Source organism: Marinobacter sp. BSs20148, from assembly GCF_000283275.1.
Lineage (GTDB): Bacteria > Pseudomonadota > Gammaproteobacteria > Pseudomonadales > Oleiphilaceae > Marinobacter > Marinobacter psychrophilus.
This window is the reverse complement of sequence record NC_018268.1, coordinates 753,799-775,840: the sequence shown is the minus strand read 5'-3', so window position 1 is coordinate 775,840 and position 22,042 is coordinate 753,799. Positions and strand designations below refer to the sequence as shown.

The 22,042-nt window shown below is 54.2% G+C and carries 18 protein-coding genes; 4 read left to right on the top strand and 14 right to left on the bottom strand.

What is annotated here, in order from left to right:
- Nucleotides 1-40: 40 nt before the first annotated feature.
- Complete coding sequence (locus tag MRBBS_RS03475; protein WP_014870036.1) at nt 41-1,705, bottom strand: NAD+ synthase; 1,665 nt, start codon at nt 1,703-1,705, stop codon at nt 41-43.
- A 153-nt stretch (nt 1,706-1,858) separates the two neighbouring features.
- On the opposite strand from MRBBS_RS03475, the gene MRBBS_RS03470 reads away from it, so the two are divergent.
- From MRBBS_RS03470 to MRBBS_RS03460, 3 genes are all read left to right on the top strand, one after another.
- Nucleotides 1,859-3,529: a sensor histidine kinase gene (locus MRBBS_RS03470; RefSeq protein ID WP_014870035.1), complete on the top strand. Its 1,671-nt coding sequence runs from the start codon at nt 1,859-1,861 to the stop codon at nt 3,527-3,529.
- 8 nt (nt 3,530-3,537) lie between these two features.
- Complete coding sequence (locus MRBBS_RS03465) at nt 3,538-4,911, top strand: sigma-54-dependent transcriptional regulator (protein WP_014870034.1); 1,374 nt, start codon at nt 3,538-3,540, stop codon at nt 4,909-4,911.
- A 111-nt stretch (nt 4,912-5,022) separates the two neighbouring features.
- On the top strand, nt 5,023-5,598 hold the full coding sequence (locus MRBBS_RS03460; RefSeq protein WP_319795902.1) for a GspH/FimT family pseudopilin: 576 nt from the start codon (nt 5,023-5,025) through the stop codon (nt 5,596-5,598).
- On the opposite strand, the gene MRBBS_RS03455 is transcribed toward MRBBS_RS03460, so the two are convergent.
- The 12 genes from MRBBS_RS03455 to murJ all read right to left on the bottom strand — a co-directional run bounded on the left by MRBBS_RS03455 (nt 5,599) and on the right by murJ (nt 20,154).
- Entirely contained in the window at nt 5,599-6,021 is a 423-nt protein-coding gene (locus MRBBS_RS03455) for a type IV pilin protein (protein WP_041635056.1), read from the bottom strand.
- A 55-nt stretch (nt 6,022-6,076) separates the two neighbouring features.
- Nucleotides 6,077-9,925, bottom strand: coding sequence for a pilus assembly protein (locus MRBBS_RS03450; RefSeq protein ID WP_014870032.1), 3,849 nt, complete (start codon nt 9,923-9,925; stop codon nt 6,077-6,079).
- Between the two features lie 44 nt (nt 9,926-9,969).
- Nucleotides 9,970-10,479: a PilX N-terminal domain-containing pilus assembly protein gene (locus tag MRBBS_RS03445; protein ID WP_041635055.1), complete on the bottom strand. Its 510-nt coding sequence runs from the start codon at nt 10,477-10,479 to the stop codon at nt 9,970-9,972.
- Nucleotides 10,480-10,483: 4 nt separating this feature from the next.
- Complete coding sequence (locus MRBBS_RS03440; RefSeq protein ID WP_050996581.1) at nt 10,484-11,590, bottom strand: PilW family protein; 1,107 nt, start codon at nt 11,588-11,590, stop codon at nt 10,484-10,486.
- A 1-nt stretch (nt 11,591) separates the two neighbouring features.
- Nucleotides 11,592-12,074, bottom strand: a complete 483-nt coding sequence (pilV, locus tag MRBBS_RS03435; RefSeq protein WP_144012682.1) for a type IV pilus modification protein PilV — start codon at nt 12,072-12,074, stop codon at nt 11,592-11,594.
- Nucleotides 12,074-12,571 carry a GspH/FimT family pseudopilin gene (locus tag MRBBS_RS03430; protein WP_041635053.1) on the bottom strand — a complete coding sequence of 166 codons (498 nt, stop codon included), beginning with the start codon at nt 12,569-12,571 and terminating at the stop codon, nt 12,074-12,076. Before MRBBS_RS03430 ends, pilV begins: the two co-directional genes overlap by 1 nt.
- A gap of 189 nt (nt 12,572-12,760) precedes the next feature.
- Nucleotides 12,761-13,711, bottom strand: coding sequence for a 4-hydroxy-3-methylbut-2-enyl diphosphate reductase (gene ispH / locus MRBBS_RS03425; RefSeq protein WP_014870028.1), 951 nt, complete (start codon nt 13,709-13,711; stop codon nt 12,761-12,763).
- A gap of 14 nt (nt 13,712-13,725) precedes the next feature.
- The gene (locus MRBBS_RS03420) at nt 13,726-14,178 is read right to left on the bottom strand and encodes an FKBP-type peptidyl-prolyl cis-trans isomerase (RefSeq protein ID WP_014870027.1); all 453 of its coding nucleotides are present in this window, start codon (nt 14,176-14,178) and stop codon (nt 13,726-13,728) included.
- Between the two features lie 5 nt (nt 14,179-14,183).
- A complete protein-coding gene (gene lspA / locus MRBBS_RS03415) occupies nt 14,184-14,714 on the bottom strand; it encodes a signal peptidase II (RefSeq protein WP_041635052.1) in 531 nt (176 codons plus the stop codon).
- Nucleotides 14,714-17,533, bottom strand: coding sequence for an isoleucine--tRNA ligase (ileS, locus tag MRBBS_RS03410; protein WP_014870025.1), 2,820 nt, complete (start codon nt 17,531-17,533; stop codon nt 14,714-14,716). The genes lspA and ileS overlap by 1 nt, the downstream gene beginning before the upstream one ends.
- Nucleotides 17,534-17,567: 34 nt before the next feature.
- A complete protein-coding gene (ribF, locus tag MRBBS_RS03405) occupies nt 17,568-18,548 on the bottom strand; it encodes a bifunctional riboflavin kinase/FAD synthetase (protein ID WP_014870024.1) in 981 nt (326 codons plus the stop codon).
- 112 nt (nt 18,549-18,660) lie between these two features.
- On the bottom strand, nt 18,661-20,154 hold the full coding sequence (murJ, locus tag MRBBS_RS03400; RefSeq protein ID WP_041635451.1) for a murein biosynthesis integral membrane protein MurJ: 1,494 nt from the start codon (nt 20,152-20,154) through the stop codon (nt 18,661-18,663).
- Between the two features lie 387 nt (nt 20,155-20,541).
- Here murJ and rpsT point away from each other — a divergent pair, with 387 nt between their 5' ends.
- Nucleotides 20,542-20,811 carry a 30S ribosomal protein S20 gene (gene rpsT / locus MRBBS_RS03395; RefSeq protein WP_014870022.1) on the top strand — a complete coding sequence of 90 codons (270 nt, stop codon included), beginning with the start codon at nt 20,542-20,544 and terminating at the stop codon, nt 20,809-20,811.
- A 90-nt stretch (nt 20,812-20,901) separates the two neighbouring features.
- Here rpsT and proB read toward each other — a convergent pair whose 3' ends face one another.
- Entirely contained in the window at nt 20,902-22,029 is a 1,128-nt protein-coding gene (gene proB / locus MRBBS_RS03390) for a glutamate 5-kinase (protein ID WP_041635051.1), read from the bottom strand.
- Nucleotides 22,030-22,042: the final 13 nt, after the last annotated feature.

Here is a 22,042-nt window from a genome sequence, read left to right as displayed (position 1 = left end):
CAAGTCGCTAAATCGGGGGCCATAAACGGCCTCCGATTTTTTATACGCCGCTTTTCCAAGCGTTGGTAATGGGATAACGGCGGTCTTTACCGAAGCCCCGCTCTGAAATCCGCATACCGATTGGCGCCTGCCGGCGCTTGTATTCGTTGATATCCACCAGACGAATCACCCGCTCTACGTCCGCGCGGTCAAAGCCTGCGGCAATAATCACTTCGGCGCTTTCATCCTGTTCGACATAGCGCTGCAAAATGGCATCCAGAACGTCATAACCTGGCAGGTTGTCGTCATCTTTCTGGTCTGGCGCCAGCTCAGCCGACGGCGGCCGTGTAATCACCCGTTCGGGTATAACCGGCGCCACCGTATTACGATAACGCGACAGCTCAAACACCTGGGTTTTAGCAACATCTTTGAGCACATCAAAGCCGCCGGCCATATCGCCATAAAGAGTAGAGTAGCCGACCGCCATCTCGCTTTTGTTGCCCGTGGTCAGCACCAAAGAGCCGAATTTGTTCGACAGCGACATCAGCAAAACACCCCGCAGGCGAGCCTGAAGATTCTCCTCGGTGGTATCTACGATGGTGCCGGTGAAGGGCTCGGCCAAGGTTGCCATAAAGGCATCATACATGGGTTCGATTGAGAACACATCGTAGTGCACGCCCATAGTGCTGGCCTGGGCCTCTGCGTCTTGCAGGCTAATATCCGAGGTGTAGCGAAACGGCATCATCACCGCCCGCACCTGCGCATTGCCCAGCGCGTCCACCGCTATGGCCAACGTCAGCGCCGAGTCGATACCCCCTGACAAACCCAATACCACAGACTTGAAGCCATTTTTCCCCACATAATCCCGAACACCCATCACCAACGCTTGATAAACCGCCGCGCTTGCGGACAGCGGCGGTGATAATGGTTGAGTAACCGGCTGGCAGGTTTCTCCACATTCAAAGTCTACAATGAACAGGCCCTGTTCAAACTGCGGTGCTTCTGCAGCAATCTCGCCTTTGCCGTCGGCCACCAGCGAGCCACCATCAAACACCAACTCGTCCTGAGCGCCAACCAGGTTGACGTACACAATGGGCACGCCAGCGGCTTTGGCCTTACGTTGAACCAGAGCTTTACGCCGCAGCTGCTTGCCCTGGGAATACGGCGACGCATTCAGATTCAGCACCAGTTTTGCGCCAGCCGCTGCGGCAGTCTCAACCGGACCCTCTGCCCACAAGTCTTCGCACACCGTAATACCGACATCAACGCCCCGCAAACTGACAACCAATGACTCAAACCCACTGGCGAAATAGCGTTTTTCATCAAAAACCTGATAGTTAGGCGGGCACTGTTTGAAATAACGATGGCTAATCTTGCCGTTTTCCATCACCAGCGCAGCATTATAGAGTTTGCCGTTTTCACGCACCGGTGCACCAAACACCACAACCGGTGCCAACCCTGCCCCGCAGATTTCATCGATTGCCGCTTGTACGCGAATGTCCAGGCTTGGCCGCAGCAACAAATCCTCTGGTGGATAGCCGGTCAGCGCCAACTCGGGGAATACCACAATGTCAGCCTGGTGCTGGTCATCGGCTTGCCTTACCGCCGCAACAATCCGCTGGGCGTTGCCCGGTATGTCACCGACCAAAAAATCCTGTTGAACCATCACCAAGCGCAAAGGGCCCGGTGCTTGTGGGGATCGGGGCTGATCCGCTGTTAACGACATAGGTCGGTTCCTGTTACTGATGCCTTAAAAAGGGCTATTATAAATGCGCAGCCGCGCCAAGTCTGCGGCAGCGCCCTTAGTGGGCGTAGGCGTCAACACCACCACTACTACTGGCAGCTAAAAGCTGCCTCCACCGTGTATATGGCACTATTTATGACAGCGTCTTCCACGCTTTCCAAAACGACGGCACCAGTGGCCAGTGCCGGCGACTTGCTGAGCACACGCCAGCGCGGCGAGCTGTTTCGGGTTTATAACTACTATCGTCTGGTGCTGGGCATATTGCTTATCGGGCTACTGCTGGTGGATACCACCAGTTTTGACGGCCGCTTCCGCCAACTGGACTACTTTCAGGCAGGCGTAATCTCCTATCTGGCCGTAAACGCCTTTATAGCCGTGTTAATGCTTACCGGTTTCCAGCCCAGTGAACGCAACATCAGCGTCTCCATTTTGCTGGATATACTGATTATTCATGGCCTGCTGGTCAGCAGTTCCGGCATCACCAATGGCATGGCAAACTTGGTGATCGTATCAGTCGCCGCTGGCAACATCATGACGCCAGGGCGCACGGGTACATTTTACGCTGCCTTAGCCACTCTCAGTTCACTGGCCATTGCACTTTGGGCCATGCTGGAACAGGGCAAAAGTGCCGATGACGTGGTGAGGGCCGGGTCATTGGGTATTGTTTATTTTGTGACCGCCGCTGCTTTGCAATACATCGCCATCCGCCTGCGCCGCAGCGAAACTCTTGCCAACAGTCGTGCCCGAAGCCTCGCCGAGCTGGAGCAGATTAACCAACAAATCATTCAGCGCATGCGCACCGGTATACTGGTGTTAGACCGTGAAGGCCAGGTTCGCCTAATGAACGCCGCTGCCAGCGAGATGCTGGCAGGGTATACGGTTTCTGCGCAGCTAGCAGAAACCGAAAAAACAACGGGCGCGCACCTTCTGCCCGCAAGCCTGCTAACCGGATTCAAAAGCTGGCTGCTGCATCCGCAGCAAATCATCGCGCCATTTCAGCCCACAAGCACGTCGCCCCCCATACAAGCCACGTTTGCGCACCTGGACCAAAACACCGGCGAGCTAGTATTGGTGTTTCTGGAAGACATCAGCCGCGTAACCCAGCAAGCGCAACAAATGAAGCTCGCCTCACTGGGCCAATTAACGGCCAGCATCGCCCATGAAATTCGCAACCCGCTGGGGGCCATCAGCCACGCCGCGCAGCTTTTGGACGAGTCGCCGAATATGGATACGGCAGACCAAAAGATGCTGGCGATTATTCATCGCCACTCAAAACGTGTGAACGCCATTATAGAGAATGTGCTGGGTGTGTCTCGCCGTGAAACCTCAACCGCCGAGTCGATTGATCTGCAGCCCTGGTTAGAACAGTTTCGTGACGATTTCCTGCAAACCTACAGTCAACATAAACCCGTGCTTATCCGCCTTAGCGTTCAGCCTAGAGCTCACCCCACAGCACGTTTTGACGCCAGCCAGTTGGAACAAATTCTGATCAACCTATGCGACAATGGCTTACGCTACAGCCAATTGCACTCTGGCAAGGCTAAAATAGAAATACTTGCAGGAATCGCCGCCGACGGCGCCTGTGCCTACATTGATATCAAGGATTACGGCCCGGGAATTGCCAAAGCAAACACCTCGTCTGTATTCGAACCGTTTTTTACAACTGACAAAAGCGGCACCGGCCTGGGTCTTTATCTGGCAAAAGAATTATGTGAGGCGAATCAGGCCCACCTGTCGCTGATTAACACCAAACGGCCAGGTTGCTGCTTTCGCATTATGTTTGCCCATCCCGGGCGTGTGATTTGAAGGGAAATATGACCAAACTAACCGCGCTGATCGTAGACGACGAACCCGACATCCGTGACCTGTTAGAGATCACCCTCAACCGTATGGGTCTGAAAACGTTCACCGCGGGCACTCTGGCAGGGGGGATCGCAGGCATGCAAAAGCACACGCCAAATGTGTGCCTGACCGATATGAACCTGCCAGATGGCAAAGGCATAGAGCTGGTGCAATGGATTCAGCAGCATGCGCCCAACACGCCAGTCGCCGTTATAACCGCCTACGGCAGTATGGACACCGCTATTGAGTCCTTGAAAGCAGGTGCTTTTGATTTTGTGTCAAAGCCCGTTGAGCTACCGCGGCTGCGGGAACTGGTCAACACCGCCCTGAAACTGGCCCAGAACCCAGGGCCTACGCCAGAAGACAATAGTGACCCGGGTTTGCTGCTGGGTAATTCTGCCCAGATTCAAACCTTACGCAATCAGGCCCGAAAACTGGCCCGCAGCCAGGCGCCGGTCTTTATTCAAGGCGAATCCGGCAGCGGTAAAGAGCTGGTCGCGCGCACCATTCACCAGCAAGGCCCCAGATGTGATGGGCCGTTCATAGCCGTGAACTGCGGCGCCATTCCATCTGAATTGATGGAAAGCGAGTTTTTTGGCCACAAAAAAGGCAGTTTTACCGGAGCCGTCGATAACAAAGCAGGCCTGTTTCAAAGCGCCAACGGCGGTACCCTGTTTCTGGATGAAATTGCCGATTTACCGCTGCCCATGCAAGTAAAGCTGCTGCGGGCCATTCAGGAAAAAGCCGTACGCCCGGTGGGCGACAGCCACGAGGTACCTGTTGATATCCGCGTACTTAGCGCAACTCATAAAGACCTTCCGGGGCTGGTGCAAAATGGCCTGTTCCGACAGGACCTGTTCTATCGCATTAACGTGATTGAAATTCGCGTGCCGCCCCTGCGTGAACGCAGCGGCGACATAGCGCTGCTTGCCAGGCACATCCTGCAGCGCATCGCCCGCGAATACGAATGCGCTCCCATTGCTCTTACCGACTCCGCCGTCGACTATTTAAAGGGCTACCATTTCCCGGGCAATGTGCGTGAACTTGAAAACATACTGGAGCGGGCGTTTACCCTTTGCGACGGTGACGTTATTGACAACGGCAACCTTCAGCTTGGTAGCTCTTGTAGCAGCATGGATTCGCCTTTGCTGGCACCTGCAGCTGAGTCAATGACAGAACTGTCAGAGCAAGGCCTGGACCTGGAGGAATATCTTGAGAGCATAGAGCGCAAGGCTATTGAGCAAGCGTTGGAAGCAACGCGTTGGAATAAAACAGCGGCGGCGAAAAAGTTGGGGATTAGTTTTCGGGCGCTGCGGTATAAGTTGAAGAAGTTGGGGTTGGAGTGAAGTCTTATCTTTGTTTGTGATCGCCCGCTAAGAAAAGAAGCTTTGTGTTGCTATACTCGTGTGAGATACAGCTCAAGGATTGAGCGTTAATTAAGTCAAAGCAAGCCACGGATGGCCGATACTATGAACTCTGCGCAAACAGGCTTTACGCTTCTTGAGCTGCTCGTCACTATTGCAATCCTTGCAATTCTGATCAACGTAGCTTCGCCGGGCATGCAGCGGCTGAGTGAACACACTCAGGCAACTGCAACCCGATCCAATATTGAACGAGCCTTCGCAACCGCGCGATATACAGCAGTTACTGAAAGAACCCTCGTTACGATTTGTCCCCTAAACCAAAATAATCAATGCGTTAACGACTGGTCATTACCCACAGCGATATTTCGTGATCCGGATAGTTCCCTTGAACTCACATCACAAACCCAACTGATTAGATTATCGTCTCTGGCGGCTCATGGCGACATCAAACCCAGCAACTCTTCTCACGGCCCCCGCAGGTACTTTCAGTATCGGCCGGACGGGGGCGTACGAGGTACGATCGGGAACCTTACCTGGTGCCCTGCGTCAAAATCCGCCGAACTGTTGGTGCAGGCCCGAGTGAACTTCGGCGGGCGCCTTACCTGGTCCCGCGATACCAATAACAATGGTATCGCAGAAGGCTCAAGTGGCCAGGATCTGTCCTGTTAATTACCAGCAGCCTGCAGTGATTGGACTTTTGACAGCCTGATTGTTCACTGTCAACGTGCCACAGGAGTCGCCTGATTGCAGTGTAGTAGGCACTGCCTGAAGGTTAAATGCGCTTTTCGTGACCGTTGCAGTAAATGAGATATTGTATGCTGTTGGCTCTGCAGCATTCCGGGGAGATGTATCGAAAGGAAGCGTGGGCGAACCGCCTCCTGATGCCTGATAATCGAAACCGGTGGCGTAACGGCGCTCCATCCACTGAGCCAATTCAAGAAGGTCAGCCTTAGCCAGGTTCCTGCGAGTTTTCTCTACATAGTCCTGGTAAGACGGATACGCAATTGCGGCGATAATTCCGATAATCGCAACAACGATCATCAGCTCAATTAGTGTAAAGCCATTCTGTACTAAAGGTCGTTTTATAGTCATCAGTTCCACTCACAAAAAAATAATGCCCGGGGTCACAAGGACCCCGGGCTTTCCTTTATCGAAGCTGTTCCCAGTTAACACGCCCACCGGTCTGGATCGCTTTTTCGATAATGGTTTCCGCTTGACCGGAAGAGCCACTCACTATTTTACACTCCTCTCCGTTCACGCAGTCTTCAATAACTGTAGGCTTCTGGATGATGCCGATATCAGGATCTATACCGGATGGCGGTTCGGGGTCCGGGTTTCCATCGCCGTCTTTGTCCTCACCGGGAATCGTATCGTTCTCATCAATAACACCATCATTATTAACATCGAAGACCTCGTAATCGAGCTGCGCACCGCTGTACAGCGCCAACTCCATCAACCAGCTTTGGCCCCCTGCAGCACAGGGATCTTCGGATGGTATCAGGGTCGGGAAAATAACACGGTCTGTCCTCACCAAAGCCTGCGAAATAACACGCTCGCCTTTGGGACCACCACCACCGTTAATGGCTTCTACGACCAAATCCATATACCAGCCGTTGAAGGTGCCCGTTGGCGAATTCTTGGTGACCCGGCGGAACCGATTGCCAGTAACGGTTGTCTCCGCAACAATTTCTTGCTCAAGCAGAGTGTTTCTTGCAACCACAGCGCCACGATCAATAATTCCATAGAAAGATTCAACGGTTGGCGAGTTTCCGACTACGTTCTCGCCGATATTCTGGAAACTACCAGTGCCAAAAAACACCATCACTTCGCCGGATTCATTTAGCGCTGCAACAAGATCTGCAGTAATCGCCTGACCAGTCGCCGCCTGGAACAATGGCACCGTTGCTCCGCCAGATTTTAAATTAGTCGGCGCATCCCAGTTAGCAACATCAGAATCATCCAGATCGATGCGCCAAACTGCGCCACCGGTGTCCGCAACGTACATTCTGTCAGCGATACGATCGCCATTCGTGTCTATAACATGCGGAGAGCCCAGCTCGGCCCCGTTGGTCGGTATAGCAATCTCTTTGATTACCTGGCCATTCGCGGCGTTCAGAAACCAGACTTTGCCATTAGTCAGCGAGGTATCATAACCACTGCTGACAGCAACGCCGAATTTACCCGTGGGCAGGGCGAACGTGGCTGGCTGCTGCATAGTCAACCCCATGTCGTTGTGGGAAAACTCCCACAACACATTTGTTGTAGCCATGTTCTCAGGATCCGTTACATCAAGGGCGAAGACTGAGCGCCCACCTGCTCCGGTCGTTGCGACTGCAACCGTTTTCCATCCCAGCGTACTTCCCAGCCACATATCCGAAACCCTGGGCGTACCATCAACAAAGTACCTGTGGCTGTAATTCGGATCCGTCAGTTCCCAAAGGTTGTCGTAAATTCCGGCCGGAACATATGCGAAGAGCTCCTTGCCTCCATCACCTCCCGTCGCAATCGAAGCGTCGAAAGCGTGTAACATGCCATCGTTGGCACCAACGAGCAGGAATGGCGGTCGGTTTTTGTAGGTGCTAGTATCCCGAAAATCTGCATAGCTTGTAATACCGCTAAAAGCCGCTTGGGAACCAAGGCGATAATAGCCATAATTCTCTTGGCCCACGTACACAGGCGATGAATTTATGACGTCGCCAAGGCGGCTCCCACGCTGTCTAAACTCACGAATTTGATTCGCCGTAGTGCGCTCTTTCGCTCGATCACCCCTCAAATAATTCAAGCGGTCCTGAGCCACGCTGGTCGATACGCTTGAACCGCTAGTCGCAGTTTTCGCCAGACTGGCTTGTTGCGCTGCGTCTAACTGTGCCCACTTAAAGCTGCTGCCCGTGGTACTTAACAAGGTCCCCGAAACATTATCCAAAGGCACTGCCGTCAGAATGTTCCTGTTGGTCATATCGCTATTATCTCTGGCGTCCAGAATCGTTGAGGCTGTCCAGACCGGAGCGGCAGAGATAGTGGCACCCGTAAGCGTGTACGCGCTGATTTCACCACTCCACAACGAGCTGTTAAAAGATGCCTGATAAATGGCCGTGTCACTCTGCAGAGACGTTGAGTTGGCAGCGACGGACGAAGAAGAACTCGCAAGCTCAGCCGAAATATTCTTGAAGGCTTCCTGCAGGCTCTCGATCATCAGATCCGCTCTGCCAGCGATATAGAAGTTATCAGGACGCTTAAAGCTCGTATTGCCCCAGGATACGGTATTCCCCGGGCTGTTCCACCATTCGTCTGGCAAGCTAGCGGTTCTCGAATACGGATCAAAGCTATCAGGAACATCAAAGCCACCATACTTTGTGGCCAGGTAATATTGATTCGTACTTGTGCCTTGCAACACCTGATTTTCGAGCACATCTACCCAGTGAGTCGCAGCTGTTTGCTTGCCGGCCAGATCTGAGCGCATATCGACCGTGTGGTTGTCATACGCCAAGCCAGCCATGTAGGCGGAGTTATTTCTTCCAGAAAAAGACTGTGTATTCCCGATATTCCCAATACCTTCAATCTCGCCAACGCGATTCGTGGCAGTCACTACGTCTATAGTGTTATCACTGGAAACGCTGCCAGGCATCGTTGGCTCGTCGTTTCGGTAAGTATTATTACCCGGAAGGTTTTTATCTCTATGGGTGTTGGTATCACCGATCCCCAAGATCACGTTTGGCTGACACTCAAACTGCATGGGATCATCCCATGTCGCAATGACTGGAAAATTATCGGTCTGCTTGTCCCTGGTGCCAGTGTTAGTGCTCAGGTCTGAATAACTGGCAACGTTTCCCTGATTTTTGAGATAGCGCGTTGCCGCGTAATAAAGCTCACTGACAGGGTCTATCGACTTAAAGTTGTTAGTATTCAGCTGACCAAATTTATTAATGTAGTTCATGGCACCGCTGTCAACTATGGTCCCTGGTGTGGCACTGGCATCTGCGGCATCCGGGTTTTTGATCATTACGCCTGTTACAGGATCCCACTCTTTATTGGGGTTATCTATAAAGCCCTGTCCCTTAACAAACTTCTTGGGGCCGATATACTTCTGCCGGGCACGCAACACACCGCCATCCCGGCTGATGTTATTATCGTTAAGGTATCCGAATACGCTGTACCGGATACGATCAGAATTCTGCTGCATCACCCCCTCAGGCTTCCATCCCTGACTGTATTCTTTACAGTTATCTTCCAATCCAACACTGGAATCACAGACCTTCACTCTGATCGCTGTCAGATAGCTGAATTTCGTTATATCGTTACCACCACTAACGGGAATCGTTTTCTGAGGAAAGTTGCCGGGATCATAATCAACCTCGTAGGCATTGTACGAGTCGTCATCCAGACTAAACCTGACATTCTTCTCCAGGCCGTGAATTCGTATTCTGATTTTATCAACTACAAAAGGAGTAGCACCCTCTATAGTATTCTTGTCATTGAGTGTTTTTATCTCCACCGAGTTCTGCCCAGGATGGCGCGCCTTCTCCAGCCAGGTCTCCTTTGCAGTGTCCTTTACGCGATAGCCACCGGTTAGAACCTTGCGGAATGGGTCTATGGTCTGTGTTGTCGCCCAATTGAGAAAGTTACCGCTCCAATCTCCACTACCAGCACAGGTTCTGCTGCTTGTATTGCTTGAGGGAAAGAAGTGGTTCCCTGCATCATTAGAGCCTGCGAAGCTATACTTGTAACATTTAGCCGAGTCAAAATAGCCTTCAAACGGGATGCTCGCTGAGTAGGTACCAAGGTTAGCCAGGCTCTGAACAGTTGGCCATTCAACCGACGGCGTCAGTACGAGGTTACCCGGCACGCCCCCACCTCCAAGGTACAGAGGAACCTGAGAAACCGCGGCAGACGTGTACTGCATTGGAGCGATACCCACCAGCAATGCGGCCAGAAAGGAATAAATCCTTGAACGGGAGCCTTTTTCAGATTTCCCAAAAGCTTGACTTATATTATTCATAGACTATCTCCCGCAACAACCCAGCCAGTTCATCTGGCAAGGCATTACTTTGTTCTGAACACAGTTGTAAGGACGGCTGCCGACGTATCAGAACCACCGAAGCCAACACCCGTTACCCGGTAGTACACGGGCTCACAATAAGAGCTGAGATCGCAGCCCGGGGGCACAATCGTATCAATCTGCTCAACCACGTATTTTGGCTGCGCATCAACATCTGGAAAACTACCGCTGTACGTAATCACACTGTTACCGTTATCACTGGTGTCAGCAGGCCAGTCAGGACGGTTGCTGGCGCCAACCAGGTACAGACCATTGGCGCCAGAGAAGACGAAGGGAACACTCGTCCTCAGATTCGCCTCGGCCTCGCGCAGAGCCGCCTCCGCCGCTTCAAAAGCCATATCTTTATCCAGCATATTTGCCGCCATTCGGTCTTGCATAATAGTGGTCTGCATACCCGCCAATGCGATCAGGCTCAGCAGCAGCAACATCACAAGAGACACGATCAGCACTGATCCGGTCTCTGCATTACTTGAAAATCGTCCAGCTCGGTACATCGAATCACTCCAGCCTGTTTCTTATACCAGTGGTTGATGTTGCAACCAGGCGGGCACGCCGATCCGCGCCGGGGTCTATTTCTGTTCCCACCAGATTAAATGTTTGTGCGTTGTCCTCTTCCAGTATCTGGTCGTCGGAGCGCATCAGCATTGCGACACGAACGCTGACCACATCACTCCAGTCGGCTACCGAGCTAGCTGGCACGTATCGCTCAGCTGCTCTCGCGGCTGGCGCTTTAAGCCCGTACAAAACTTGCATGCTTTCAACACCACTGACCAATTCAACCGGCGTGTTGGCAACCCCTGGTTCGAGCGGCACCTGAAAAAGAGCAGGCTCACCACCCACACCAACTCCAACGAAATATCCGGTAGTTCGGTAACGGTACACCTGAGATTCATCAGTATGCACAAGCAGGTCTGTGGCATTGGTATTGCCGGGTTTATTACTAACACCCTTGGTGATGGTCTTTGAATTAGGTGCGTTGGTTTTCTGAAACCGGTCAGCACCGGTGCAATCACCCATGACAACCAGGACGACCCGGTCCTGCTCTATACCAGAGTCATCCTTTGTACTTATTGTGTTGGCCGGTGGCGAAGGGTTACCGTCGAGGACTACGTCCGCCCTAGCCGTGCCGCTAAGCACCAAGATATCTGAACCCGGAATAGCGTTATTGGAAATAACGGCAGGCAAAGTGTCAGAACTACCGTTGGTCCATCCTCCACTACCAGCACTCAGCCCAACAATTTCGTATTCTTTGCCAAGCCCCGTATCAGGCGCTTCCCAACCGATAACCGCGCGGTCAAAATCATAAAGTTCACTTTTATAGTCCGCGCTGCTAATGTTCAGGTGCTCTGTTGGTTCCCCGATCAAACAGCCGTAATACCCAGCCATGCGAGCGTCTCGGCTAATGCGGGACATCGAGAATCTTAGATTCTCTTGCAGGAATCCAATCGCATCGTTTGTTCGGTAGGTTTTATTAGACCCAAGAAAAACTTGGGTTACACCTAAGGTCAACACCAATCCCAGAGCCAAGGCGATCATCAACTCGACCAAGGAAAGGCCTGACTGCCTGTCATGCGGATACGGCAATTTTTGAACGAATATAGTCATCTCAAAGCCTCGCTTCCATGGTCACACTGCCATCAACACTATTTCCAGTATTGGTATTCCAGGTGATATCAACCGTGACAACACCAGCATTAACCTGAACCGCACCGTTGCCACCTGGCAAAAGACAGCCCAGGCTGTTCTGCCACTCAGCGATATCGTCCGCAACCACGTCAGTATTTGCCACTTTATAAGCACTGTTACAGGTAGGCGCAGTGCCCGCAGCAGCTACGGCATAGGAGTTGATACTGTCCCGGTTGGCCCTGATCCGCTCAAACATGTCATCGGCCAACAGGATGGCTTGGCTCCGGTTTCGAGTCTCGGCACTTTGCGTCAGACCCGTTGTCTGAAGTGACGCCAGCCCGAGAAGCCCGATCGCGAGCACCAGCATCGAAACCAGTATTTCGATCATCCCGAATCCGGCATTGTTTTTCATCGAGCGGTGACCCCTCTCAACATTACGAAAAGATGGCTTGAGCGAACTCATCAAGGACAGTCCTCCGAAGATACGTTCACGTGCCCTCCCAGCCCTACAGATACGCGTCTTCTACCGTTAACTTCCCCAGACACACAGCTCGCTGGGCTTATAACCACGCTGACCGCAGCAGCGTTACCCAATTCACCCATATTATTAAAGATTATTCTGGTAACACCGCTTGTTGCGGCGGAATCAAGCGCATCATACTGACGAATTTGGGTGGGAGTAGCGCCGGTAGTCGTACAGGTGGCACCACTATGCACGCAAAACCCAGCCACAAAACTGGCACCCCCAGCGCTCACGCTCACTTCCTCCCCTCGCTTGACCGCCTCACTACGCGCTAGCTGCAGAGCAGAACCAAACGTGTTCGCTTCCGTCGTCAACTGATTGCTCCTGATCACGCCCTGAAAAGAGGGGACGGCAATCGCGACAGCAATCGCTAACACCGCAAGGGTTATCAGCAACTCTATCAATGTAAATCCGGCGTACCGATAAGAAACAGGCATAGTTCTCTCTCATTAGTGACACATTAACAATACGAAATATGGTAAAAAGCTGCGAGCGCGGGAAGGATGAACGGTAGAACTGGCAGGATCAGCGGTTACTGGTCATACATTTGCAAAGCCACCACGCGAACTCAGGGCAGATTGGCTTGGCAGTTTGCTTAGGTTAGAAGGTATTGGAAACCCCCTGAATTAGAGATTCACCGCATCAATCCGCAATTCCTTCGGCATAGAGAACACAATATTCTCCTCTCGCCCGGCAATCTCCTCCGGCACATCACCGCCAAGTTCACGCAGGCGAGCAATCACGGCACTTACCAGTACTTCAGGGGCGGAAGCTCCAGCGGTTACGCCGATGGATTTTTTGCCGTCTAGCCAAGCAGGGTCAATTTGTGCGGCTTCATCAATCAGATAGGCCGGTGTGCCCATGCGCTCAGCCAGCTCGCGCAAGCGGTTGGAATTGGAGCTATTGGGGGAGCCGACCACCAGCATCAAATCGCAGTCGTCGGCCATTTTTTTGACGGCGTCCTGGCGGTTTTGGGTGGCGTAGCAAATATCGTCTTTGCGCGGACCTTCAATCTTCGGAAATTTGGCGCGCAAGGCATTGATTACCCGGGCGGTGTCATCCATAGACAAGGTGGTTTGGGTGACATAGGCCAGCTTTTCAGGATTTTTAACGTCCAGCTTTGCTACGTCGGCTTCGTTTTCCACGAGGTAGATATCGCCCCCGTTGGCAAAGTTATACTGACCCATGGTGCCTTCTACTTCCGGGTGGCCATGGTGGCCAATCAGTACGCATTCGCTGCCATCACGGCTGTAACGCATGACTTCTATGTGTACTTTGGTGACCAGTGGGCAAGTGGCGTCAAAGACTTTCAGGCCGCGGTCAGCGGCCTCTTTTTGCACGGCTTGGGACACTCCGTGGGCGCTGAAAATCACCAGTTTGTCGTCTGGCACTTCGCTCAGTTCTTCCACGAAGATAGCGCCGCGCTTACGCAGTTTATCTACCACGGATTTGTTGTGCACCACTTCATGGCGTACATATATAGGTGCACCAAACACGTCCAGAGCGCGATTAACGATATCAATGGCGCGGTCGACACCGGCGCAGAATCCACGGGGGTTTGCCAGACGAATTTGCATAAAGTTCCTGAAGGTCAGTGCGCAGGGCCTACCGGCTCTACGTCTATAATTTCTACGTCGAAGGTCAGTGTACGCCCAGACAGCGGGTGGTTGAAGTCCACTTCTACCTCGTCGCCCTCTACCCGGCTAATGGTACCTGGCAGCTCTTGCTGACGCGCGTCAGCAAAGGAGACCACCACACCTGGCTCCAGCACCATGTCGGCTCCGAATACATGGCGCTTCATCACCTGTAAGTTGTTGGGGTTGCGCTGGCCAAAGGCTTTTTCCGGTGGCACCTGATAGCTGGCTTTGTCACCGGCTTTCATACCCATCAGATAGGCTTCAAAATTCTGTGGCAGATTTTCATCGCCAATGTCCAGGACGGCCGGGTTTTTGTCGAAGGTGGTATCAACCACTTCGCCGCTGTCGAATTTCAGCGCAAAATGAAGGGTAACCCGAGTGCCTTTGTCTACAGGGAGTTCTTTCATAGTAGTCAGTCGCCTTTTGTGCCCGCATCGGCGGGTTTGCGAAACGTGTCGAGTATTATCATGGCGGCGCCGATGGTGATGGCGGTGTCGGCCAGATTAAAGGCTGGGAAGTGCCAGTTCTGCCAATAAAAATGGAGAAAATCCACCACGTAACCGTGCACCACACGGTCGTACACATTACCCAAAGCGCCACCAAGAATCAGCGCGAAAGCAATGGCAGACCAGGTTTCATGGCGTTCCAGCTTTCTCAGCCATAGCACCAGCACTACGCTGACCACCAACGCCAGGATCACAAAGAACCAGCGCTGCCAGCCTGCGGCACCGGCTAAAAAACTAAAGGCGGCGCCGGTGTTGTGCAGCAGCGTAAAGTTAAACAGCGGCATCACAGGTACCGGGTTACCGTAGCTGAGCATGGTGGTGGCCATTGCCTTGGTGCCCAGATCAAGAGCAATCACCAGCGCCGTCAGCCACAACCACCTCAGTTTGCCCGCACGGGGCTCAGCGCCATCGCCGGATTTTCCCATAGCAGACCCCATCAGGCGAAGGCGCGGGTTTCACCCGAGCCATACACGTTGGTAACACAGCGGCCGCACAAATCGGGGTGGTCTGCGTGGCTACCCACGTCGGCGCGGTGGTGCCAGCAGCGCTCGCACTTGGTATTGCTGGCGGGGCGCACTTGCACCAACAGCCCTTCATAACCGGTTTGTTCGGCGTCAACGGCCTCGCTTGCCGGCTTGACGTCCGCTTCCGAGGTGATCAGCACAAAGCGTAATTCTTCGCCTAAGTGCTTTAGTTTCTCGGCCAACTCGCCATCGCAGAACAGCGTCACTTCTGCGCTTAGGGAACCTTTGATAACGCCTTGTTTACGGGCGTCTTCCAGGCGCTTGTTCACCGCTTCTTTGACAGCTGAAATGTCGCGCCAGTAATCACGGCCCAGCTCCACGCTCTGCGGCATTTCGCTCAGGCCTTGGTACCAGGTTTCGTAGAATACGGTCTCGCCGCGCTCGCCCGGCAGGTGCTGCCAGATTTCATCGGCGGTGAAGCTTAAAATCGGCGCAACCCAACGCACCAGCGCTTCGGCCACATGGTAGAGCGCGGTCTGGCACGAACGCCGCGTCAGACTTTCGGCCTGGGTGGTGTACTGGCGATCTTTGATGATGTCGAGATAAAAGCCGCCCAGAGTGGATTCACAGAAGTTGTACACTTTCTGGTAAATCTTCAGGAAGGCGTAGTTTTCATAGTCTTCGTGGATTTCGTTCTGCAATTGCAGGGTGCGATCTACCATCCAGCGGTCCAGCGCCATCATGTCGGCCGGGGCGACTGTGTGCTTGGTTGGATCGAAACCTGTCAGGTTACTCATCAGGAAGCGCGCGGTGTTGCGGATGCGGCGATAACCGTCGGCACTTTGCCGCAGAATGTCTTTGGAGACCGTCATTTCGCCGCTGTAATCGGTGGCCGCTACCCACAGGCGCAGAATGTCGGCGCCCAGGTCGTTAGTCACCTCTTGCGGCGCGATCACGTTGCCCAAGGATTTAGACATTTTGTAACCCTTGCCATCCACCGTAAAGCCGTGGGTGAGCACCTGCTTGTAAGGTGCCACGCCGTTGATGGCAATGGACGTTTTCAGGGACGATTGAAACCAGCCGCGGTGCTGGTCAGAACCTTCCAGGTACAAATCGGCCGGGAACTGGCCCAGCTCTTCGCGCACCCGCAATACCGATTCGTGGGTCACACCGGAATCAAACCACACGTCCAGGGTGTCCAACACTTTTTCGTAGTGATCGGCGTCGTCACCCAGAAGCTCGCGGGTATCCAGGTCATACCAGGCATCAATGCCATCGACTTCGATAGCCTGAGCCACTTTTTCGATCAGGCTCTGGGTGTTCGGATGCAGATCCTGAGTTTCTTTGTGGATAAACAAAGTAATCGGCACGCCCCAAGTGCGCTGGCGCGATACGCACCAGTCCGGCGACTGGCGCACCATGGCTTCGATGCGGTTCTGACCCCAGGTAGGCACCCAGCGAATGCCCTTAATCGCTTCCAGAGCGTCGGCGCGCAGGTTTTCCTTTTCCATACTGATAAACCACTGCGGTGTAGCACGGTAAATCAGCGGCGTTTTGGTGCGCCAGCAGTGGGGAAAGCTGTGGCGGAACTTTTCTTTGCGTACCAGTTTGCCTTCACGGGTCAAAGCGTCACAGACCGGGTCATCAGCTTTGTATACGTGAACGCCGGCGAACTCACCAGTAGCGCTGGTGTAGGTGCCATCGGCTTGAACCATATTCAGGGTGCCAATGCCGTAGGTTTTGCCCACTACAAAGTCTTCCACACCGTGGTCTGGCGCGGTGTGAACGGCGCCGGTACCTGCATCGGTAGAAACGTGATCGCCCAGAATCACCGGGACGTGTTTGTCATAAACCGGGTGTTGCAGCGCCAAATGCTCCAGCTGGGCACCGGTACATTGAGCCAGCACTTGGTAACCGGCCACATCCCAGCGTGCCATAACGCCCTCTACCATAGCGCTGGCCAGAATCATTCGCTCCGGACCGGCGCCAACATCGGCTTGCACCAGCGAGTAATCCAGCTCGGCGCCCAATGAAACCGCCTGATTGGCGGGAATGGTCCAGGGCGTGGTTGTCCAGATAACGACGGACACTTCGCCTTCACCGGCGCTGGTATTGAACAGCGACAGGGCTTTGGCTTGATCCACTGCGGTAAAGCGCACGTCGATCTGGGTAGAGGTCTTGTCCTGATATTCTACTTCCGCTTCAGCCAGAGCCGACTGCCCTACCACGCTCCAGTAGACCGGTTTGTAACCGCGCACCAAGTGGCCCTTGTCTACAATTTTGCCCAGCGCACGCACAATGCCCGCTTCTACTTTCGGGTCCATGGTCAAGTAAGGCTTGTCCCACTCACCCATCACGCCCAAGCGGATAAAGTCGGCTTTTTGGCCGGCAATCTGCTTGGTGGCGTAATCGCGGCAGGCCTGGCGGAAGGTTTTGTAATCTACCTTTACACCGGCTTTGCCAATTTTCTGCTCTACTTTGTGCTCGATAGGCAGGCCATGGCAGTCCCAACCGGGCACGTAAGGCGCATCAAAGCCCATGAAGCCACGGGACTTAACAATCATATCCTTCAGAATTTTGTTAACCGCGTGCCCAATGTGAATGCTGCCGTTGGCGTAAGGAGGGCCATCGTGAAGAATAAACTTTTTACGCCCGGCGCGCTGTTCGCGCAAGTTGCCGTAAACGTTCAGGTCCTGCCAACGCTTGAGCATTTCAGGCTCGCGGTTGGCCAGGTTACCGCGCATGGGAAAAGCGGTTTCCGGCAGATTCAGAGTGTGCTTGTAGTCGCTCATGATGGCTGTGCGTGCTCTATTGGGTCAGTTTAGGTCAGTCTTTTTTCGCAGTACGGGTCGCAGCCAGGCTCTCAGCAAGCCAGTGCCGGGCGCTGCTAAAATCTTTGGCAATCTGGGTTTTCAGGGCGTCCACCGATTCAAAGCGGACTTCATCACGCAGGCCTTGGCGGAAGGTGACGTCAAGCCTCTGACCGTAAAGCATGCCGGCGTAATCAAACAGGTGCACTTCCAGTGCCGGGTGTTTGCCGTCGACGGTCGGTCGCAAGCCAATATTGGCAATGCCGTCGTGCAGGGTGCCATCGGCCAACTTTACTTTTACCACGTAAACACCCTGCAAGGCGGGCATTTGGGCCAGGCGGATATTCGCCGTTGGCGCGCCAATCTCACGCCCCAGCTGGCGTCCATAAACAATGCGGCCAGTAATGTGATATTTCCACCCCAGCAAATGTTCGGCGCTATCTAACTGGTTATCAGCCAGCAGTTTACGGATGCGAGTGCTGCTAACCCTGTCGCCCTCGATCACCACGGTGCGAGTGTTTTCAACCGTAAAGCCGGCGTCAGCGCCCACTTTCTCCAAAAAATTAAAATCACCGGAACGGTCACAACCAAAACGGAAGTCGTCTCCTACCACCAGGTGTTTCACCGCCAGGCCCTGAATCAGCAGGCTATCCACAAAGCCCCAGGCCGAAAACTGGCGAAAGTGCTCGTCGAAACGCAGGCACAGCACCGCATCAACACCCTGCGCTCGCAAAGATTCCACTTTCTGGCGGAAACCGGTCAACCGCGGAGGCGCATCCACACCGCGAAAGAACTCCTGAGGCTGGGGCTCAAAAATCACCACTACCGAGGGCAAGTTATGCTTTGCGGCTTGTGTTTTTACCTGTTCCAGAATCGCCTGATGGCCGCGGTGCACCCCGTCAAAGTTGCCCACGGTAGCAACGCAGCCGCGCGCCAGTGGGCCTTCGCCCGATTGCGACAGCGTTTTCAGGTTGGTCAGGCCGCGAATCAAGCGCATGCAAAGCAAACCTCTTTGCTAGTGAATATTGCCAAGGAATTGCGGCAATAAAGTCGTGCCAAAAATTAGAGCCTATAAGCGTTTGGCACATGATAAGGCGCGGAATTATACCTTACCTGTGGCGAAAATGTCTTATACGCACCCCGGCCAGCGCCAGTGTAACAAAGTACGCAAGTGTGCCTGCAATCACCAGTATTGCCATATCCTGGGAGCGCTGAAAACCGCCGGCCGCCAGCCACTGATTCACCGGCGCGTTGAGCCACAAAATCACCGCCACCAGCGCGCCGTTCGCCAACGCAAGCTGCAGCCCGAATTTGCCCCAGCCGGGCTGGCTGCGCCAGGCACCGATGGCCTTCAAACCGCGCCACAGCAAAAAGGCGTTGAGCCAAGCCGACAGCGATGTGGCCAGCGCCAGGCCTGCGTGCGCCAAGGGGAAGATCAGTATCAGGTTGAGCACCATATTAGCGACCATGGCGATGATGCCAATTTTCACCGGGGTGCGAATGTCCTGGCGGGCAAAAAAGCCCGGCGCCAGCACCTTAATGACCATGAATGCCAGCAGGCCCGAAGAATAAGCGCGCAGGCTTTGAGCCGACATGGCCACATCGTAGTCAGTCACTTCGCCATAATGAAACAGAGTGGCAATGAGCGGCTCAGCCAGCAATCCCAAGGCCAGCGCAGACGGTACACCAATGATTAACACCGCTCGCACCGCCCAATCCAGAGTGGCAGAGAACTGATCCGCTGAGTCCGCTGTGTGCTTACGCGATAAACTGGGCAAAATCACCGTTGCAATGGCTATGCCGAACACCCCTAAAGGCAACTCCGCAAGGCGGTCGGAATAGTACAGCCACGACACACTGCCGGTTTGCAGAAACGAGGCAAGAACGGTGTCCAGCAGCAGGTTTATCTGGCTTACCGATACGCCGAACAGGGCCGGCACCATCAGCTTCAGAATCCGGCTAACGCCCTCGTGGCGGTAATCCACCCGGGGCCGCGGCATCAAACCCAGACGCATCAAAAACGGTAGTTGAAAAAACAGCTGCAGCGCACCGGCAATTAACACACCCCAAGCAAGCGCCATTATCGGCTCGTTCATAAGCGGCGCTAGCCAGACAGCGGCAGCAATCATCGCCAGGTTCAGCAACACCGGTGTAAACGCGGGAACAGCAAAGCGGTCATAGCTGTTGAGAATGCCACCGGCGAACGCCGTCAACGAGATCAGCAACAAATAAGGGAAGGTGATTCGTAACATGTCGCTGGCTAGTGCAAATTTTATGTCGTCACCCAAAAAACCCGGGGCAAACACCGCCGTCAGCACCGGCGCGCCGAGCATGGCTACCAGAGTGACCCCCAGCAGTACCAGGCCCAACGAGCCGGCAACCGCATCCACCAGGCGCTTGACTTCAGTTGCCGGCTGGTTTTCACGATAAGACGACAGCACCGGCACGAACGCTTGCGAAAAAGCACCTTCGGCAAACAATCGGCGGAGAAAATTAGGAATCTTGAAGGCCACAAAAAACGCGTCGGCACCGGCACCGGCACCAAAATAGCGAGCAATCACCATATCCCGCACCAGCCCCAGCACCCGCGACGTCATGGTCATCACCCCTACGACACCCGATGAACGCAGCAGGCCCGGCGCAGGTTTAATTGCGCTCACGGCGGGCACCGACGGCTCTGATGGGCGTGGCGATTCGGGTGTCGGGCCTCGGGGCCCGGGAGACTGCTCAGACATGGTGTTTTGACCGAAAAAATGGAGAGACCGGAGTTTATCACAAGCCTTGCATCCGCTGGCATTGATCACTTTTGACTTGACAAGTCTCGCCGTTAGCGGCACAATTCCGCGTCATTTATTTCGACGCGCTGGATCTGGCGCGCCCGCGATGAAAGAGAGTTGCGATACGGGTGACTGAACAGTTACTGTAACTGCATCTGGCGCTCTCAAACCAAATATTCAGCAACGAATTCAAGTACTTTCAGGAGTTTTACGGTGGCAAATTCCCCGCAATCCAAAAAGCGTGCACGTCAAAACGAGAACAGTCGTAAGCACAACACCAGCCTGCGTTCCATGGCTCGTACGTACATGAAAAAGATTCATGTTCAAATCGCTGAAGGCAACTATGAAGGCGCGAAAGCTGCTTTTCTGCAAGCCCAGCCGATTCTGGACAGCATGATCAACAAAGGCATCTTCCCCAAGAACAAGGTTGCTCGCATTAAGAGCCGCCTGAATGTCAAGGTGAAGGCACTGCAAGCGGCGTAAGCCAATTTAGTGCACGAAAAACCGGCCAGCTGGCCGGTTTTTTTATGCTTGCAGAAACGGCGAGAAATAACGCCAACAAACTACCACCACCTAAGAGGCAATCACCATGTTGTCGCGGTGAATCAGCTCTTCACCGGTCATAAAGCCCAGCAATTCCATGATGCGATCACTGGACTGACCAGCAATCAAACGTGCAGCAGCAGCGTCGTAATTCACCAGGCCACGAGCCACTTCATTACCCTGCTCATCCAGACACGCCACCATCTCGCCGCGGCGGAATTCACCACTGATACGGGTAACGCCCACAGGCAGCAAGCTGCGGCCACCCTGTCGCAACACCCGCGCCGCGCCATCATCAATCACTAAAGCACCCCGGGTTTGCAGGTGACTGGCCAGCCACTGTTTGCGAGCCGCTACACGGCCCTGCTCCGGCAATAAAAGCGTACCTAGCGCCTCGCGTTCACGCAGCCGGCCCAGAACATTGTCGATGCGCCCGCCCACAATCACCGTGAAGGCCCCTGAGCGTGCCGCTAACCGCGCCGCACGAAGCTTGGTTTGCATGCCCCCGCGGCCCAGCGCGCCGGCGCTGCTGCCGGCCATAGCATCCAAGTTGCGATTGCTGGCGAAGCACTCGTTCACCAATGTTGCGTCGCTGTGTTTGCGCGGGTCTTTATCAAACAGACCCAGCTGATCTGTGAGGATAATCAGGCCGTCGGCCTCGACCACGTTGGCCACCAACGCACCTAGGGTATCGTTGTCACCAAAACGGATTTCATCGGTCACCACCGTGTCGTTCTCGTTCACGATCGGCACGACGCCCAACTCCAATAACGCCCGCAGGGTGCTGCGGCCATTAAGATAACGCTTGCGATCAGACAGGTCGTCGTGGGTCAGAAGAATCTGGGCAGTGTGTATGCCGTGGCGCTTGAACTGTGCCTCCCAGGTTTGTACCAATCCCATCTGCCCTACAGCCGCGGCTGCCTGCAATTCATGCGCCTGCTGCGGCCGGCGAGTCCAGCCTAACCGGCTCATGCCCTCGGCAACAGCGCCAGATGACACCACCACCAGCTCGACACCGGCTTGCACTAGCGCCGCCATCTGGTCTACCCAGCAGCCCAGAGCAGGCACATCGAGGCCTTTACCGTCGTTGGTTAGCAGAGCACTTCCAATTTTTACCACCAGGCGGCGAGCCTGGTGCAGCTGGGCGCGTTCAGTCATGATTTGAATACGG